This window comes from Coprobacillus sp., from assembly GCF_984815275.1.
Window position 1 is genome coordinate 12,005 of sequence record NZ_CFJNYH010000002.1, and the last position, 17,929, is coordinate 29,933.

20 protein-coding genes, 1 riboswitch and 1 other annotated feature are annotated in these 17,929 nt (G+C 30.7%); of the genes, 18 read left to right on the forward strand and 2 right to left on the reverse strand.

Annotated elements, in window-relative coordinates; all coding sequences use genetic code 11:
- Nucleotides 1-6 precede the first annotated feature (6 nt).
- The 5 genes from AC5M21_RS01000 (at nucleotide 7) to AC5M21_RS01020 (ending at nucleotide 4,917) form a co-directional block, all read left to right on the forward strand.
- A complete protein-coding gene (locus AC5M21_RS01000; RefSeq protein WP_493531468.1) occupies nucleotides 7-1,053 on the forward strand; it encodes a type IV pilus twitching motility protein PilT in 1,047 nt (348 codons plus the stop codon).
- A 15-nt stretch (nucleotides 1,054-1,068) separates the two neighbouring features.
- On the forward strand, nucleotides 1,069-1,473 hold the full coding sequence (locus AC5M21_RS01005) for a prepilin-type N-terminal cleavage/methylation domain-containing protein (protein ID WP_008789584.1): 405 nt from the start codon (nucleotides 1,069-1,071) through the stop codon (nucleotides 1,471-1,473).
- A 437-nt stretch (nucleotides 1,474-1,910) separates the two neighbouring features.
- Nucleotides 1,911-2,143 (forward strand) — a binding site (T-box leader).
- Between the two features lie 121 nt (nucleotides 2,144-2,264).
- Nucleotides 2,265-3,260 (forward strand): ABC transporter substrate-binding protein, encoded by a 996-nt coding sequence (locus AC5M21_RS01010; RefSeq protein ID WP_008789585.1) that lies wholly within the window; start codon nucleotides 2,265-2,267, stop codon nucleotides 3,258-3,260.
- Between the two features lie 11 nt (nucleotides 3,261-3,271).
- Nucleotides 3,272-4,129, forward strand: coding sequence for an ABC transporter permease (locus tag AC5M21_RS01015; protein WP_008789586.1), 858 nt, complete (start codon nucleotides 3,272-3,274; stop codon nucleotides 4,127-4,129).
- Nucleotides 4,129-4,917, forward strand: a complete 789-nt coding sequence (locus tag AC5M21_RS01020) for an ABC transporter ATP-binding protein (protein ID WP_008789587.1) — start codon at nucleotides 4,129-4,131, stop codon at nucleotides 4,915-4,917. Before AC5M21_RS01015 ends, AC5M21_RS01020 begins: the two co-directional genes overlap by 1 nt.
- Before the next feature lie 131 nt (nucleotides 4,918-5,048).
- On the opposite strand, the gene AC5M21_RS01025 is transcribed toward AC5M21_RS01020, so the two are convergent.
- Both AC5M21_RS01025 and AC5M21_RS01030 read right to left on the reverse strand, forming a co-directional pair.
- On the reverse strand, nucleotides 5,049-5,732 hold the full coding sequence (locus AC5M21_RS01025; RefSeq protein WP_008789588.1) for a phosphoribosylaminoimidazolesuccinocarboxamide synthase: 684 nt from the start codon (nucleotides 5,730-5,732) through the stop codon (nucleotides 5,049-5,051).
- A gap of 137 nt (nucleotides 5,733-5,869) precedes the next feature.
- A complete protein-coding gene (locus tag AC5M21_RS01030; RefSeq protein ID WP_008789589.1) occupies nucleotides 5,870-6,619 on the reverse strand; it encodes a MurR/RpiR family transcriptional regulator in 750 nt (249 codons plus the stop codon).
- A gap of 104 nt (nucleotides 6,620-6,723) precedes the next feature.
- Between AC5M21_RS01030 and AC5M21_RS01035 the strand changes: the two genes are divergently transcribed.
- From AC5M21_RS01035 to AC5M21_RS01095, 13 genes are all read left to right on the forward strand, one after another.
- Entirely contained in the window at nucleotides 6,724-7,008 is a 285-nt protein-coding gene (locus AC5M21_RS01035; RefSeq protein WP_008789590.1) for a hypothetical protein, read from the forward strand.
- Nucleotides 7,009-7,048: 40 nt separating this feature from the next.
- Nucleotides 7,049-7,702, forward strand: coding sequence for a 16S rRNA pseudouridine(516) synthase (locus AC5M21_RS01040; RefSeq protein WP_236916458.1), 654 nt, complete (start codon nucleotides 7,049-7,051; stop codon nucleotides 7,700-7,702).
- 39 nt (nucleotides 7,703-7,741) lie between these two features.
- A complete protein-coding gene (locus AC5M21_RS01045; protein WP_008789592.1) occupies nucleotides 7,742-9,070 on the forward strand; it encodes an MATE family efflux transporter in 1,329 nt (442 codons plus the stop codon).
- Between the two features lie 30 nt (nucleotides 9,071-9,100).
- Entirely contained in the window at nucleotides 9,101-9,349 is a 249-nt protein-coding gene (locus AC5M21_RS01050; protein WP_008789593.1) for a Smr/MutS family protein, read from the forward strand.
- 12 nt (nucleotides 9,350-9,361) lie between these two features.
- The gene (pepD, locus tag AC5M21_RS01055) at nucleotides 9,362-10,795 is read left to right on the forward strand and encodes a beta-Ala-His dipeptidase (protein WP_008789594.1); all 1,434 of its coding nucleotides are present in this window, start codon (nucleotides 9,362-9,364) and stop codon (nucleotides 10,793-10,795) included.
- Between the two features lie 44 nt (nucleotides 10,796-10,839).
- Nucleotides 10,840-10,924: riboswitch (cyclic di-GMP riboswitch) on the forward strand.
- Between the two features lie 200 nt (nucleotides 10,925-11,124).
- On the forward strand, nucleotides 11,125-12,264 hold the full coding sequence (gene rlmD, locus AC5M21_RS01060) for a 23S rRNA (uracil(1939)-C(5))-methyltransferase RlmD (RefSeq protein WP_008789595.1): 1,140 nt from the start codon (nucleotides 11,125-11,127) through the stop codon (nucleotides 12,262-12,264).
- Nucleotides 12,265-12,562: 298 nt separating this feature from the next.
- The gene (locus AC5M21_RS01065) at nucleotides 12,563-13,192 is read left to right on the forward strand and encodes a CatB-related O-acetyltransferase (RefSeq protein WP_008789596.1); all 630 of its coding nucleotides are present in this window, start codon (nucleotides 12,563-12,565) and stop codon (nucleotides 13,190-13,192) included.
- Between the two features lie 132 nt (nucleotides 13,193-13,324).
- Nucleotides 13,325-14,026, forward strand: a complete 702-nt coding sequence (locus tag AC5M21_RS01070) for a transglutaminase-like domain-containing protein (protein ID WP_008789597.1) — start codon at nucleotides 13,325-13,327, stop codon at nucleotides 14,024-14,026.
- Nucleotides 14,027-14,195: 169 nt separating this feature from the next.
- The gene (locus AC5M21_RS01075; protein ID WP_008789598.1) at nucleotides 14,196-14,435 is read left to right on the forward strand and encodes a helix-turn-helix domain-containing protein; all 240 of its coding nucleotides are present in this window, start codon (nucleotides 14,196-14,198) and stop codon (nucleotides 14,433-14,435) included.
- Between the two features lie 152 nt (nucleotides 14,436-14,587).
- Nucleotides 14,588-15,124, forward strand: a complete 537-nt coding sequence (locus AC5M21_RS01080; RefSeq protein ID WP_008789599.1) for a hypothetical protein — start codon at nucleotides 14,588-14,590, stop codon at nucleotides 15,122-15,124.
- A gap of 152 nt (nucleotides 15,125-15,276) precedes the next feature.
- Nucleotides 15,277-15,777 (forward strand): GyrI-like domain-containing protein, encoded by a 501-nt coding sequence (locus AC5M21_RS01085; RefSeq protein WP_008789600.1) that lies wholly within the window; start codon nucleotides 15,277-15,279, stop codon nucleotides 15,775-15,777.
- An 860-nt stretch (nucleotides 15,778-16,637) separates the two neighbouring features.
- Entirely contained in the window at nucleotides 16,638-17,492 is an 855-nt protein-coding gene (locus tag AC5M21_RS01090) for an undecaprenyl-diphosphate phosphatase (protein ID WP_008789601.1), read from the forward strand.
- Nucleotides 17,493-17,573: 81 nt separating this feature from the next.
- Complete coding sequence (locus AC5M21_RS01095; RefSeq protein ID WP_008789602.1) at nucleotides 17,574-17,927, forward strand: DUF6054 family protein; 354 nt, start codon at nucleotides 17,574-17,576, stop codon at nucleotides 17,925-17,927.
- Nucleotides 17,928-17,929 lie beyond the last annotated feature (2 nt).

Consider the following 17,929-nt stretch of genomic DNA (forward strand, 5'->3'; position numbering starts at 1 on the left):
AATGAAATGCAATCATTAAATGATATATTACATGTAGCAAGAGAGAATAACTATTCTGATGTTCATTTAGGTGGACAAAACAATATTATGATTAGAAATAATGGAATACTATATCCGTATGAGCATTCATATTCAGTTGATGATGTTGTTGCTATGATTTTATCAATGCTGAGTATTTCTCAGAAAGAAAAATTAGAACAAGGTAAGGATATTGATTTGGTTTATGTTGAGAATATGAATCGTTACAGAGTTAATGTCTACAAAGAAAGAGGGCAGTTATGTGCTGCACTAAGAATTATTTATGAGCGTATCCGTTCCTTGGATGAACTTCACCTTCCACCTGTGCTTAGGCAATTAACTCAAGAAAATAGAGGATTGGTTTTGTTAACTGGGCCAACTGGCTCAGGAAAATCAACAACTCTAGCTGCAATGATTAATGAAATTAATCAAAATAGAAAATGTCATATTTTAACGATAGAAGACCCTATTGAATATGTTTATAATCAAGAACAGGCACTCATCCATCAAAGAGAGGTTGAATTTGATGTTGAATCATTTGACATGGCATTAAAAAGTGCACTGAGAGAAGATCCGGATGTTATTTTAGTTGGTGAAATGCGTGACTATGAAACAATTCAAGCTGTAATGACATTAGCAGAAACCGAACATCTTGTTTTTTCGACTTTGCATACGATTGGAGCGGCAAAGACAATTGACCGTATTGTAGATGTTTTCCCACCTCATAAACAAGAACAAATTCGTACACAGTTATCTGGTGTACTTAATGCAGTTGTAACACAGCAATTAATACCAACAGCAAACGGAAATTCACGAGTTGCAGCTTTGGAAATCATGCTTGCTACACCAGCTGTTCAAAATCTGATTCGTGAAAATAAAGGACATCAAATTAATAGTTTAATACAAACTGGAATGAATTTGGGAATGCAGTCTTTAAACATGTGTCTTGCATCATTAATGAGACAAGGCGTAATTACAAAGGATGCAGCACTTCAATATTCTGATAATGTTTCAGAACTTCAACAAATGATATAAAGGAGGGGAATAGCCATGAAAAACATAAAAGGATTTACATTAATAGAAGTGATTGTGACAATAACACTTTTAGCAGTTTTGATGGCTATTGTTGTACCTATTTCTTTAAGTTATATGGATAATATTCAAGAAAAGAAAATCTTAAATGAAGCCGAGGCTGTTTTGAGTCAAGCAAGGAGTGGTGCACATTCTGATCGTTTGTCATTGGAGGGTAAATATTTATCTCATTCTGGAACATATACAGAAACAGACAGCACATTATTGTCGTTATATGTTTCAAAGGCAAATGGAGTTGGAGTTATTCAAAGTTTACGCTATGAAGATGGAAATGTCACTTATATGAAATATCAATATAATCATTCTACTATAGTTATTTATACAAAGGAAACGAATCAATGTGTAATAGATAATAGTCTCTAGCGGGATAAACAAATATTGATGTTGTTGGTTATGATGAAAAAATCAATAATGTGCTTAAGAACATAGGCTTTGATACTGCATCTTTTTTATGGCAAGTAGTGAAGTTGCAACCTAAAGAAAGTGTCAATAGATCTCAGTTTTTAATTACTGACAAAAAAATCACAGCTGATATGGCAGGATAAACAATTCCAGTTATGAAATATATTTATTTTGAAGGTTACAGCAGACCAATCCTCTCATACTTCTGGTAAAGGTGATTTTAATGTCAAGATAGAATGTATTATTCAATTACATATGATAGGAACTATAGAATATTTGGTTTAAAAAAATGTTATATTTAATAAAAAAAGAAATAATGTACATATATTTAGGAAAAAATGAAAATATGTAACATTTTAATATTGACATCATATTGTAGTTATGGTAAATTATAGACAAGAAAACCGATGAGTGGGAGATAAAACTTAAAAATGTATTTGTAGAGAGCTTAGGGTGGTGGAAACTAGGTAATGGCAGTTAAGTAAATGGACCTGCGAGGGCGAAGGGGAACGGTAACAAGTATCCTGAGACGTTGGCTTACGTTATCAAGCAAAAATGTGTTAGCATTTTACAGAGTGGGTTCAATGAACCAATAAAGGTGGTACCGCAGATATATACATCTGTCCTTTTGAGAGGATAGGTGTTTTTTATTTATATGCTAACAAGAGGGGGAGGAATAAAAAATATGAAAATGAATCGATGGTGTAGCTCCTTATAATTTAAAAAACAAAATAAAAAAGGAGAAGAAGAAAATGAAAACAAAATTAATTAAAGGTTTATTTGCTGCAGGGTTAGCTGCAAATATGTTGGTAGGATGTGGGAGCAATGATGCATCTACAAATGTAAAAGACATAAAGAAAGTGGCTATTATACAATTGGTAGAACATACTTCATTAAATACAATTAAGAGTTCTTTTGATAAACAAATGAAAGAATTAGGATATGAAGAGGGTAAGAATATTGAATATGTCTTCAAGAATGCACAAGGGGATAACAACACAGCGGCCAGTATTATACAGGAATTTAAAGCACAGAATCCAGACGTTGTGATGGCTATTGCAACTCCTGTGGCTCAAGCAGCTGCTAAATTATCAATAGATACACCCATTATCTTTTCAGCAGTTAGTGATCCAGTTGGAGCTAAGTTAACAAATTCGTTAGAAAAACCAGATAAGAATATTACTGGAACAAGTGATGAAATTCAGGTTGAACTGATTTTGGAAAGAGCATTACAAATTAATCCAAATCTTAAAAAGTTAGGAGTTATTTATAATAAAGGTGAAGCGAATTCAGTAACAAATATACAAAAAGCAAAAACATATGCGAAGAGCAAGAATATTGAATTGATAGAAGCTACAGTCACAAATGTTAATGAAGTACAAACAGCTATTGATGTCTTAACAAGTAAGTGTGATGCTGTATTTGCTCCAAATGATAATACTGTTGCAAGTGCAATGAATGTTGTGGGAACAGCTTGTGCAAAAGCAAAGATTCCTTTATATGTTGGTGCTGATTCAATGGTTCAGGATGGTGGATTTTTAAGTGTTGGTATTAATTATGAAGAACTAGGAAAAGAAACAGCTAATATGGTTGACAAAGTTTTAAAAGGAACAAAAATTGAAGATATTCCAGTAAAAGTATTTAAAGATAATTTAAATATTTATGTCAATCAAAGTGTTTTAAATCAATTAGGTATTGAATTACCAGAAAGTATCAAAAATGATAAATCATTATCAATGATAAAATAGGAGTTGAGGATATGAATTTAACGATCATTTTAGGAGCATTAGAACTTGGGGGCATATTTGCGATTATGTCCCTTGGTCTTTATATAAGCTATAAAATATTAAATTTACCAGATTTAACAGTTGATGGAAGTTTCACATTAGGATGTGCAGTAAGTGCAATATTTACAGTTCATGCAATGCCACTAATTGGTATGATTGCTGCATTTTTTGCAGGATGTATTGCTGGACTTGTGACAGGTTTGTTAATTACAAAGTTTAAGATTATGCCATTATTGGCAGGGATTTTAACAATGACAGGTCTTTATTCTCTGAATTTAAGGATTATGGATGACTCACCTAATATTTCTTTATTTGAATATCGTACATTGTTCACTACATTTGAATCATTCGATCCCTATCATAAAGTCATTATCATTTTAATTATTGTATTGCTCATTTGTTTTTGTCTTCATTATTTCTTAAGAACACAATTAGGGTTAGCATTACGAGCTTGTGGTGATAATGAGGACATGGTTCGTGCAAGTTCAATTGATACAAATAAAATGAAAATACTTGGCTTGTCTTTAGCTAATGGATTTGTCTCAATGGCTGGAGCTATCTTTGCTCAACATCAAACTTTTGCTGATATTAATAGCGGGACTGGTATGATGGTCATTGGCTTGGCTAGCATCATTGTTGGGATGACTTTTATCAAGAATGATAAGGTTGTTTTTCAATTGGTAGCAGTGGTTTTTGGTGCTATTTTTTATCGTGCTGTATTAACAGTCGCCTTACAGCTAGGGTTGCCTTCAGGAGACTTAAAACTTTTATCAGCTGTTTTGGTAGTTATTGCTATTGCATCAGCTAATATGAAAAGGAGGCGCTCATAATGTTAGAATTGAAGAATATTTCAGTTGTTTTTAATCAGGGAACAGTTAATGAAAAAATTGCTCTTTCTCATGTGAATCTCGAATTAGAGAAAGGTGATTTTGTAACAATTATTGGTAGTAATGGGGCAGGTAAATCAACTCTTTTTCAAACAATCTCAGGAGCTGTAGAGGCCACAGAGGGACAAGTTATCTTAAATGGTCAAGATTTAAGTCACATGCCAGAATATAAACGTTCACGTTTTATTGGTAGATTGTTTCAAGACCCATTAAAAGGAACTGCACCTTCAATGACAATTGAGGAAAACTTATCTTTAGCATCACAACGCGGTCAGCATTTTCGTTTAACATTGTTTTCTCATAAGCATAAGCAGGAAATGAAACAAGCGCTTGCTGAACTAAATCTTGGTTTAGAAGAAAGACTAGACATGAAAGTGGGTACACTTTCAGGAGGGCAGCGACAAGCATTGACATTGCTCATGGCGACATATGTAAAACCTGAACTTTTATTGCTGGATGAACATACTGCTGCATTAGATCCTAAAACAGCTCAAAAGGTACTGGAAATTTCTTCACGACTTGTTGAAGAACATCAAATTACAACTTTGATGATTACTCATAATATGGAAGATGCTCTTAAATATGGAAACAAAACTATGATTATGAAAGATGGACAAGTTATAGCTGTTATTGAAGGTGATAAAAGAGAAAAGATGAGTGTTGAAGAGTTAATTCATTTGTATTCTTCTTCTACTCATGACTATAATGATCGTATATTCTTAAAACAATAAAAACTTTTATAATTTATATGAAATGTTATTGCTTATTAAAGGCAATAACTTTTGTATTTATAGAGTAAAGACAACGAAACAAAAGGAGCGTTTATCTCAAATAAAATACCCCACATAAAGTGGGGTATCATTTATTTTTCTAAGATAAAGTTTGTTAAATCAACAGGTTCAACAATTTTACCATCTTTGTACACACGCATATTTCCTGATGCAATTTCATCAATTAAGATAACTTCATCATTATTATAACCGAATTCAAATTTAATATCATAAAGTTTTAATCCTTTTGATTTTAAATCATCAGCAACAATTTGAGTGATTTTTAATGTTTGTTCTTTTAAACTATCATATTGAGCAGCGGACATTACATTTAATGCAACCAAAGCATCTTTTGTAATTAATGGATCTCCATTGTCATCATCTTTTAAAGTACATTCAACTAAACCACCAGGTAATTCGGTACCATCTTCAATTAATGAACCATAACGGCGAATAAAACTTCCTGTAGCAACTAAACGGCAGATAACTTCTAATCCTTTTCCAAATACTTTTGCTGGAAGAACTTCCATTGTTGCATTGTCAACATCTGCACTCACATAATGTGTCTTAACACCAGCATCTTTTAAAATTTCAAAGAAGTGAACTGATGTTTCAAGATTTGCTTTTCCAATTCCATCAATTGTTAAACCAACTGCATTTTCACCTGGATCAAAGACACCGTCTTTACCAGTACAGTCATCTTTAAATTTTAACATAACATTTCCGTTGTCTAATTCAAATACATCTTTTGTTTTACCTTCATATGTTTTCTTCATCTTATACCTCCATCTTGAATAACGTAATCATTATATCACTTTTTCAAAAGATTTCTACTTTCTTTGTTAATATTTTTGGAAAAATTTATCATTTGATAAAAAATTTTCATTAATAACAAAAAAAGAAGCTCAGCTTCTTATAAATAATATTGTTGAAAATAATGTAAACGGATTAAATCACAGATAGTCATGATTTGATAATTGAAATTAATACTATCAAATTTGCCAGGAACATAAATCACTTTGCAATTATTTGTTGCTTCTGTTCGTGTATATTTTTTATTTTGTGTAATCAGAATTTGTTGAGCCTTGTCAATATGAACATCTGTTCTCGATTTCTTAAATCCTTCTAGATATCGTCCTGTTGCACTAATCACTATAGCAACATCTTTTTCATCTAGAACAATTGGATCATAACTATGATATTGAATAAATGGCTTTCCAAATGTAATCATGTCTGTTTGCAATTCAATCGCAATTGAAATTGGATACAATGCACCAAAAACAACAATTCTTTTTGCATGATATAATTTTTTACAAATGTCACTAATCGTTTTTTCCATTTCTTCATCAGTACAATCTTTGTCCATATTTCTAATCAAATCACGACTATCAACGCCAACCATTCTGACACGAATTTGATTTAATCGTGTTTGATAATGATTGATCAATGTTTGTCTAAAGTCTTCATAAGTTTCAAATCCTAGCAAAGATATAAAAGAGTAGAGCTGTTCTTTCTTAAAACATCCTTTATGTAAGAATTCTTCTTCGCTCATATCTTCTATTTCTAAATAATGAAAGATGATAAATGTGCAAATTTTATAATGAAAATCATGAAATAAAGTACCATTCAAATATGTAAGTATACGACTTAATAAGATATTCATGTGATGACCTCCCTTATTCTTTATTATATCATGAATAAAAGTGAAAAGATAAATATTTTTCTTTTCAGAAAAAAATGTTATAATGCAGACAATGAGGTGGACTTATGCGGATTATTAAAGTTGATATATCACAAATTAATTATCAATATCGTGATTATGACCAGAATCTATATGATTCTGTTATGAGAATTGGTTTTTCTTTTCCAATACAACTTATTATTAAGGATAATAAGTATCTATGCTTAGATGGCCATAAACGTTTATCTGTTTTACAGGATATTTTGGAAAAAAATCCTCAATATAAAAGAGGAAGTCAAGTTTATGTTCTGATTAAGAATAATGATAATATACGATCAAATGATTGTTGGAGAGGGAGGAATTCACATTAAACCACTATATTCTATTTTAATGAAAAATAATTTGGGGAATATGAATGAGTGTAGAACATTAATCAAACATGGATTTGTTGAGGTCAATAATCAAGTTATAAATGATCATCGCTACGTCGTTCATGATGATGATAAAATTAATGTATTTGGAAAAGCAATTCACTCTCAGCCTTTTGTTTATTATATGATGAACAAGCCTAAAGGTTATATTTGTGCTAATTATGATAAAAATCATTTGTGTGTTGTTGATTTAATTGAAAGAAATGATTGCATCTGTGTTGGTAGATTAGATAAGGATACAACTGGTTTTTTACTTTTAACAAATGATAAATCTATTGTCAAAGCCTTATTATTACCACAAAATCATCAGCCAAAAACATATTTGGTAACGACCCGTTTTCCAATTGATGAGAATTCTATATATAGGTTTGAAATGGGAATAGTGATAGATCAAGATATATGTTGTCTGCCAGCTCAATTAGAACTTATAAATACTCATCAATGTTATTTGACTCTCCACGAAGGAAAATATCATCAGGTAAAAAAGATGTTTTTATCTTGCCAAAATGAGGTTGTTGACCTCAAGAGAATTGCATTTGCCGGTCTTGTATTAGATGCTTCTTTAGGTTATGGAGAATATCGTCAATTGAATCAAGATGAATTTCAAAAATTGAAAGAATTAGTTTGTCAATAAAGTTAGGTATATAATAAAACCATATGAGGAGATGGTTTTATGATGTTTACAAATCAAGATTTAAAAAAATTAATTATTCCACTTGTTATTGAACAGTTATTAGCAGTAACAGTTGGTTTTGCAGATACAATTATGGTGTCCAATGTTGGCGAAGCTGCTGTTTCAGCAGTTTCTTTAGTAGATGGAATTAATATTTTATTAATTAATATTTTTGCTGCTTTGGGAACTGGCGGAGCAGTTGTAGCTGCTCAATTTATAGGACAGGGATCACATGAAAGAGCTCGTTATTCAGCTAAGCAACTCATAATGATTACTGCTATTCTATCAGCAATCATTATGCTTGTTGTGATTGCTGTTAATGGAACACTATTGCATTTGATTTTTGGAGATGTAGATATTGATGTGATGAAAAATGCAGAAATTTATTTTTTATTTTCAGCTATATCATATCCATTTATTGCATTATATAATTCAGGAGCAGCACTTTTTAGAGCGACTGGGAATTCAAAAATTTCAATGGTTAATAGTGCTATTATGAATGTTATTAATATTGTTTTAAATGCGGTTTTTATTTATGGATTTCAATGGGGTGTTTTTGGAGCGGTTTTGGCAACTTTGATTGCACGTGCTATCGCATGTTGTGTCATCTTATATGTATTATCACATTCAGATAACGAACTTCGCATTGAAGATTTTAAACATTGGTCATTTGATAGAATTTATATTCGTAAGATTCTTTCTATAGGAGTACCATCTGGGTTAGAAAATGGTATGTTTCAATTTGGAAAAATTCTTGTCCAAAGTTTGATAGCGACGTTTGGGACCTATTCAATTGCAGCTAATGCAGTTTCAAATAATTTAGCTCAAATGCAGATTATCCCTGGTATGGCAATGGGATTAGCTATGGTGACTGTTGTAGGACAGTGTGCGGGAGCAAATCAATATGATCAAGCAAGATATTATATCAAAAAACTAATGAAAATTACTTATTTATCCATGTTTATCTTGATTGCTATTCTTTTAATGGCGACCCCATTGATTTTACCATTTTATTCTCTATCTAGAGAGACAACCGATTTAGCATACCAGTGTATTTTCTTACATGGACTCATAGCAATAACGATTTGGCCATTATCGTTTACATTCCCCAATGCCTTAAGGGCAGCGAATGATGCCAAATATACAATGATTGTTTCAGCACTTTCTATGTGGATCTTTCGATTCTGTTTGAGTTATGTATTAGGACAATATATGAATATGGGGTTATTGGGTGTTTGGATAGCTATGTTTGTTGATTGGGGTGTACGTTGCATTTTCTTTGTTTGGCGTTATCAAAGCGGAAAGTGGATGAATAGACAACTTGTATAAGAGTTGATATAATAAAGTGTAGGTGATGATATGAATTCAGGAATAATGGAAATTGATGTTCATGGTATGAATCAATTTCAAGCAAAAACAACTATAAATGCTGCCTTAAAAAAAGCGACTAGGGGGACATATATAATCAGAATTATTCATGGTTATCATAATGGAACAGTTTTACGTGATATGATTCGTAGAGAATATCGCAGTCATCCTAAGATTATGAGAGTAGAATTGTCAATGAATTCTGGTATTACTGAATTGATATTGCGGACATTAATATAAGGAGGATAAGAAATGGCTGTTTTAGATACAAGTATTCCAATTTTTAATTATTTTGAAGAAATCGCAAAGATTCCTCATGGTTCTTATAATGAGCAAAGGATTGCTGATTATATAGAATCTGTTGCGAGAGAGCATAATTTGCGCTGTTTTAGAGATGAAATGAATAATGTGATTGTTTATAAAGATGCAAGTCATGGTTATGAAAGTCATGTTCCACTCATGTTACAGGCTCACATAGATATGGTCAATGAGAAGAATAATGACTGCCAGCATGATTTTGAAAATGATCCACTTGATTTGTATATTGAAGATGGATTTTTACATGCCAATGGAACAACTTTAGGTGCTGATGATGGTTATGGGGTTTGTTACATGTTAGCAATTTTAACTGATGATTCTTTAAAGCATCCGCCTCTAGAATGTGTTTTTACAGTGCAAGAAGAGGTAGGATTATTTGGTGCATTTGGAGTAGATGAAACTCAATTATCTGCTAAAAGAATGATTGGTTTAGATAGTGAAACAGAAGGTGAGACATGTACATCATCTTCTGGTGGAAATGATTTGATGATTACGAAACAGATAACGGGTGAAGATAATGATTCTCCAGTATATGTTTTAGAAGTTAGAGGGCTCTTAGGTGGTCATTCTGGAGAGTGTATTGATAAAGGCAGAGGAAATGCTAATAAAATTGCTGCTAGAGTTTTATACCATTTCTTAAAAGAAGGTATGGACATTCGTTTAATCGATATAACTGGTGGATTAAAAAACAATGCAATTCCAAGAGAATGTACTGTGGCTTTTGCAAGTTCTAATCCTTTTAAATCACTTTATGAATTGGTTCAAGCCTATCAGAATGATATCTATAAAGAATTAGAAATGAGTGATCCAGGTGTTTCTATCACTATTCATGAAGAAGAATGTCCAGTGTGTATATGTTCACGAGATAGTGAGGCTATTATTTCAATTATGTATTTAGCACCTAATGGTATGATAGAAAAGTCACAAGTTATTGCTGGTTTAACAACAGTGTCATTAAATATGGGAGTTGTTCGTACTCATGATGATTGTGTGACTATAGATTATTCTATTCGTTCACCATTACAGAGTATTCGCGTAGAGCTGTCTTTACAATTAGAATTAATTGCCTCTTTATATAATGCTTATGTTAAGGTGTCAGGAGATTATCCGGGTTGGGATTACGATCCAAGTTCTCAATTAAGGAGTCAATTTCAAGCTTTTTATCAGCAATATACTGGTCTCAAATTAAAAGAGGTTGCAACTCATGGAGGATTGGAAACAGGTGTTTTGAAAGGGAAAATCCCTGAATTAGATATTGTAACAATGGGGCCAAATATGTCCGATATTCATACTCCAGATGAAAAATTAGAATTAGAATCTTTTCTCAAAACCTACCAATTGCTTGTTTCATTTATTGAAACTTTATAATTCAGACTATACAAATTTATTGAAAAATGTTACAATGTGCCCAGATATGTAAATAGCAAAACTATTGAAAAATAGTGACGCAAAGCTATAGGGTCTAATCTCATATGAGAATGACAGCCAGTTGCCAATCAACATTTGTATTGGAAAGGGTATATGAAATTATATCTGGTTTGCATATTGTTTTCATACATGGATATGTTATTATTCATTTCAAAGACGCTCATCCCTTTCAATCGTCTTGTATGAAAACGAAAGTAAGAGCAGCAATGCTTTTACTTTTTTATTTAAAAAATAAGAAAAAATCTTAGTCAAAGAGAGAAGGAAAATATATGAAATGTCAAATGAGTCAACGATGTGGGAGTTGTCAATATCTAGATATGGATTATTCCCAACAACTCATCAAAAAACAAAAATATTGTCAGAAATTATTTCAAAAATTTCCTGTTCAAGTACATTCTGTTATAGGTATGCAAAATCCATTTGAATATCGTAATAAAGTTATTATTGCTTTTAATCAAAGATATGAATATGGTTTGTATGAAGAAGGTTCGCATCGGATTGTTCCAATTCAACAATGTATGTTACATGATCAGGAAACACATCATATTTTATTAAAAATACAATCTTTGTTAAAAAAATATAGAACTTCAATTTATGATCACCAAAGACATAAGGGGTTTTTAAAACATGTATTAATTAGAAGGGCAGTTCAAACAAATCAAACTTTAGTAGCTTTGGTGGTTACTGAGCCAATGTTTAAAGGCTCTAAGAATTTTTGCAGTGAATTGGTGAAAACTTGTCCAAGTGTTAAAACAGTTGTGTTAAATGTCAACAAACGACAAACGAGTATTGTTTTATCTCAACAAGAAAAAGTTCTATATGGAAAAGGTTTTATTGTTGATGAATTGTGTGGTTTAACTTTTAAGATATCTGCTCAATCTTTTTATCAGATTAATCATGAACAGTGTACAAGACTTTATCAAAAGGTTAGCGATTTGTTAGAGGTGAAAGAAAATCAAACTGTTTTAGATACCTATTGTGGAATTGGAACAATTGGAATGATGATTGCCAGTCGAGTGAGTCAGGTGATTGGTGTGGAACTGAATCAAGAAGCCTATAAGGATGCTGTGAATAATGCAAAAATGAATAAGATTAATAATATTCATTTTTATAATCAGGATGCTACTGAATTTATGAAAGATATGGCAAATCAACGTACTCAAATTGATTGTGTGATTATGGATCCGCCTCGAGCGGGAAGTACAAAAGAATTTGTTCAAGCCATTCATATTCTGCAACCTCAGCAAGTTATTTATGTTTCATGTGATCCAGTTACTCAGGCTAGAGATTTACAATGGTTTTGGGATATTGGATATCAAACTCAAGATATTTATCCGTTTGATATGTTTCCACAAACACAAGCAATTGAAACAGTTATATGCCTAACAAAAGGTATGAATCAAAAATAATGTTATTTAACCTTTTCAATTGAATATATTGTTTTGAAGACCTAAAAATAGGTCTTTTCATATATGTTTATATAAAAGCTGACAGAATAAAACCTAAATAAATAGAGGATATGAAAAGCAGAAAGTGAAAATATAGTTACAATTATGGAAATAATTATTCACTTTCTTGTGAAGAATGTTTATGTTATACTAATAGTAGAGTTTGTATACTCATCATAAAAGAGGTGGTTAGAATGAGGCACTGTAGTGTAATTTCTGGAATAGTTACAGATATTTAATATAATTATAGGAGGATTTTATGGCTATTCCAGAAATGAAAGTATATCCCCGTTCAGGAGATAAAGAAACAATATATTTACAGAATGTTATTACTCATCCTAACATTAGAGTTGGGGATTATACAATATATAATGATTTTGTTAATGATCCTAGATTATTTGAAAAAAATAATGTTTTATATCATTATCCCATTAATCATGATACTCTTGTTATTGGCAAGTTCTGTTCTATCGCATGTGGGGCAAAGTTTTTATTAAATAGTGCCAATCATACAATGTCATCATTATCAACATATCCTTTTCCCTTGTTTTTTGAAGAATGGAATTTAAATATCAAAGATGTTTCAACATCATGGGATCATAAAGGTGATATTGTTATTGGAAATGATGTTTGGATAGGATTTGAAGCTATTATTTTAGCAGGCGTGACTATTGGGGATGGGGCGATAATTGGTTCACGTGCAGTTGTAACAAAAGATGTTCCGCCTTACTGTATTGTAGGTGGAGTTCCTGCTAAAGTCATTAAAAAACGTTTTCCAGAGAAAATCATTTCTTCATTGCTTAAAATGAAGTGGTGGGATTGGTCGATAGATGAAATCAGAAAACATATAAATGATATTCAATCTGGTTCTATTGATAAATTAAAATAATATCTAAGCATGATTCTTTATGAACCATGCTTTTTTAGATGCTTGTGGATGAATTATATTGTACATGATAGAAATATATAGTAGAATAATTCGGTGCAATCAAAAAGATAAGATATTGGAAGGAAAACAAAAATGAAAAATTATTTACAAGAAACACCAATGTTAAATTATTCAAATAAATCAATTCAAGAACTTATAGAAAGAAAAGGGTGGAAGCATTTAGATGAATTTCATCGAATTCTTGAAATCTATAATTTTGTTCGTGATGATATTTTGTTTGGATACAATATAAATGATAATGTGACAGCATCTCGTGTCTTGTCCGATGGGTATGGACAATGCAATACAAAGGGAACACTTTTTATGGCATTATTGCGAGGATGCCAAATACCTTGTCGAATTCATGGCTTTACAATTGATAAAAAGTTGCAAAAAGGTGCAATGACTGGCTTTGTTTATAAAAATGCTCCTTTGAATGTATTTCATAGTTGGGTTGAAATTTATTATGATGGCTCTTGGTATGAATTAGAAGGATTTATTTTGGATAAATTATATTTGAATCAATTACAAAAACTCAATTCATCATGTACAGGCGCTTTTTGTGGCTATGGTGTGGCAGTTACTGATTTTCAAAATCCAATTATTGATTGGAACAAAAATAATACATATATCCAAAGTGAAGGAATTAATCAAGATTTTGGGATTTATGATTGTCCAGATGATCTGTTAAAAGTTCATCATCAGGATTTATCAAAAGTGAAGACAATTTTATATAGATATTTAGGCAGACATCTCATGAATAGAAATGTGAAAAAGATTAGAAATCATAAATAGTAGAGCAGTTATTAAATAATTGAACAATTACAACTGAAGGCATAGTAACATTATTAAAATGAAGACAAGAAATTATGAAAGAAATTGATAATTTCAGAAAGTCTTGGATAGAAAATTATGGTAAAGTCATTTTTCCTATATAATAATACATACAATGGAGGTAAAACGAATGGACAGTGATTATGGAGTTGTAAAAATGAATATTGAAGAGCTTTTAGAGAAAGCAGGGATAAGTAAAAATAAAATTTGTAAAGACTTAGATTTACCTCGACCAAACTTTAATAAATATTGTCGTAATCAATTTCAACGAATAGACGCAAATTTAATTGCAAAACTTTGTTTTTATTTAGACTGTACAGTTGACGAGTTAATTAAATATGAGCATCCTAAGAAGTCTAAAAAGAAATAAAACTTACTATAATAAATCAATTGGACATGTATCTTCAGACATGTCTTTTTCATCATCATTTTTAATTTTATCTAATATGCTTAATTGTTGTATAAAATCATCAAATTCTTTATTAACTACTTGAGTCGAAAGATTTGATTTGTAATGATTAGGTGATTCATAATCATATCGTTACTAAAGAAGAATTATTAAAAGATGAAGTATTATTAAGTTTGTTACCTAAAAATGAATCTAATAATTATTATCTTGGTTATGCGACTTTAGATGATGTTTATACTGTTAAATATTTACCAATTGATCAATTCATTGATTATATTGATAAATTAAATAATGAAGATACTCAATATTATAGAACTAGTCCTCAAAAAAGAGATGCAGCAATATTTGAAGCGATTTGGTTATTTGATGAATTAGCATGTGTAAAAGTAAATCCTTTTTTTGCCGCTGATATAACATTTGGATATTCGGCATTATCTTTGTATTTTAATAACGGATATGAGCAAGAATCCCTTCTTAGCTTATTTGATAACAATCCTGTAAGACGTAATATATTTTTTGCTCAATTCTTTTATTTTGTTAAAAAATATCTAAAAAACAAAATAAATCAAGGGAGTCAAATTATTACTATGCATGATTTTGAAAAGAGAACTTTGAGTATACTTAAGAAGATATTGTATGTCAGAATTTGATCAAAAAGCAACCAGAAGTGCTTTTTACTGAAAATTATGATAAAAAAATTCATGAATTTGACAAATATATAACCTCTTCTTTTTTGGCATAAATAAAGAGGACAAAAATATCATTTTCTTTTATAATCATTTTATATTAAGGAGGAAAAGATATGAACGTACCATTTAGAATTGAACAAAGAGAAAGTTTTAGAGTTATTGGTTATTGTTTACATACAACAAATAAAAGAAAAAAGGGAAGAAAAGAAATTCCTTTGTTATGGAACGAGTTCAAAGAAAAAGATTTTCAAAGCACATTAATGCCTATGATGAATCAAGAACCATTTGGATTGTTTGGGATAAGTGTTTATAATACATATGAAGATGATTCTCATAAATTTGATTATTATATTGCTGTCTCAAGTCATATGACAATTGATAATGAATTAGATAGTTATATAGTACCTGCTATGACATGGGCAGTTTTTCCTTGTACTATTGAAACAATAGGAAAAACAGAGGTTCAGGCCATTACAAAATGGTTACCAAAGTCTCGATACAAACCATTGAATTCAGGATATATAACTGGGCGAATGAAATCAGGAGCACCAGATATTCAGTATTATGGTCAAGATGGGATTGTTGAGATATGGATTGGCGTGACTGAAAAATAAAATAGGCGAGTGATGTTCAAATACATCATTTGCCTGTTTTCATATTTTTATTATAAAGAAATATAAATATATTTATTATTGAAAATGACAGTTTAATGATGAAGATTTTATGACTGTAATAGGAATAAAGAAGAATTTCTAGTGAATTTGTGCAGCTGCTATATACAACTGATTTTTATCATATTCGATAATATATGACTCATTTTCTACATCTAAAACAATCACTTCATCAAATTTCAAGCCCTTTGACATTTGAATTAAAGTCACAGAGATACCATGAATAATGCTTGTACTTTCAGGAGAAATAAGATAGATGGATTTGATGAATTGGTTGGATTTGTTTTACAAAAGTCATAGTTTCATAAGTAGAGTGATAACTTTTAGTGAGTTTACTAATTTTGCATTTTTGTAGATGAACTGTAAATCTTGTAGTGTATGAGAGTAATCAGATTTCTTCCCATTCTATTGTCTGCTTTACTGGTAAAACAAGCATATCATAAAGGTTTAATTATTGATAAAATTCTTTATATAAGGTAAATGTATTTTTAAAATATAACATTCTGGTAAGTGCTGTCAGAATTGTTTTAGGATGAGGGATTTTATCGTATATACTTTTATCTTTATGACTTTTGTTCATTGTTTAATGTCTCCTTTGTTAAATAATACTTGCTATGCTTGTTTATGAATATATGATCTTTCTCTTTCCTTTTTTCTTTTAACAAAATTAAACCTTATTGTTGCTATGATGAAATACACTCTTACTAAATACGTTTCTTCTAAAAAATGGTATACAAAATATGTGTTTTGTTATATAGTAATACAGTATAAAAAAAGCATATGGATAATATGGAGGTTTAGAAATGGAAATTCTTGAAATATTAAAAGCTGTTCTATTTGGAATAGTTGAAGGTATTACTGAATGGTTGCCAATTAGCAGCACTGGTCATATGATTTTACTGGATGAATTTGTGAAATTGGATGTGAGTCCTGAATTCTATAGTATGTTTCAAGTTGTAATTCAATTAGGAGCAATTCTTGCAGTTGTTGTTTTGTTTTGGAATGATTTTTTTCCGTTTGGTAAAAAGGATAATCAACAGCCATTAGCACAAACTGGAGTTTTATCTTATGTAAAATGGGATAAATTTATGTTATGGTTTAAAATTTTAGTTTCTTGTGTACCTGCTGCTGTAGTTGGCTTATTATTTGATGAACAATTAGAAGCAATGTTTTACAACTATCAGACAGTTTCAATAGCACTCATTGTTTTTGGGATTGCTTTTATTGTTATTGAAAATAGAAATGCATCACAGCACTCACGCATTAATTCGCTTGCTGATATAACATTTAATACAGCACTCTTAATTGGGATTTTTCAATTAATTGCTGCTATTTTCCCAGGAACGTCTCGTTCAGGTGCAACAATTGTTGGAGCATTATTATTAGGTGTTTCTAGAACAGTTGCTGCTGAGTTTACTTTTTTCTTAGCTATTCCTGTTATGTTTGGGGCATCATTGTTGAAATTGGTTAAATTTGGATTTTTGTTCACAACTGCTGAATTGATTATTTTGGTTATTGGAATGATTGTTGCCTTTATGGTTTCAGTTGTTGTGATTAAATTTTTAATGGGATATATTAAGAAACATGACTTTAAGGTTTTTGGATGGTATCGTATTGTATTAGGGATTTTAGTACTTGCATATTTTTTAATGAGATAACATGAGAAATCATGTTTTCTTTTTGTCTTAAATAAAGTATCATAGAGGTAGAGTTGAAATTATGAATGGAGGACATAAAAAATGGCAAAGTATACCAAATCATTTCAAGGAAATTATAATCATTTTCTCAAGTATATAGAGAACGAAATTATTCAAGGAAGTATGTCTGCTACTATTGAAGATAGGCATCAAAGTGTTATTAATAATGTTCAGTGTACAATTTTGGTTTTCGAACGATATAGTTATATAGGTGGAAATCGTGTAAGTATGAATGTTACTATTTTAGGTTATCAAGATTATATAGAGTTAATTGCTATTACAGCTGGTGGAAGTCAGGCAACTTTTTTTAAGGTCAATACCTGGGGTGAAGAAGCTTTTTTAGATAAGATTATTGATCCAGTTGAAGAATATATAAAGAAAAATAAAAGGAGGTAGAA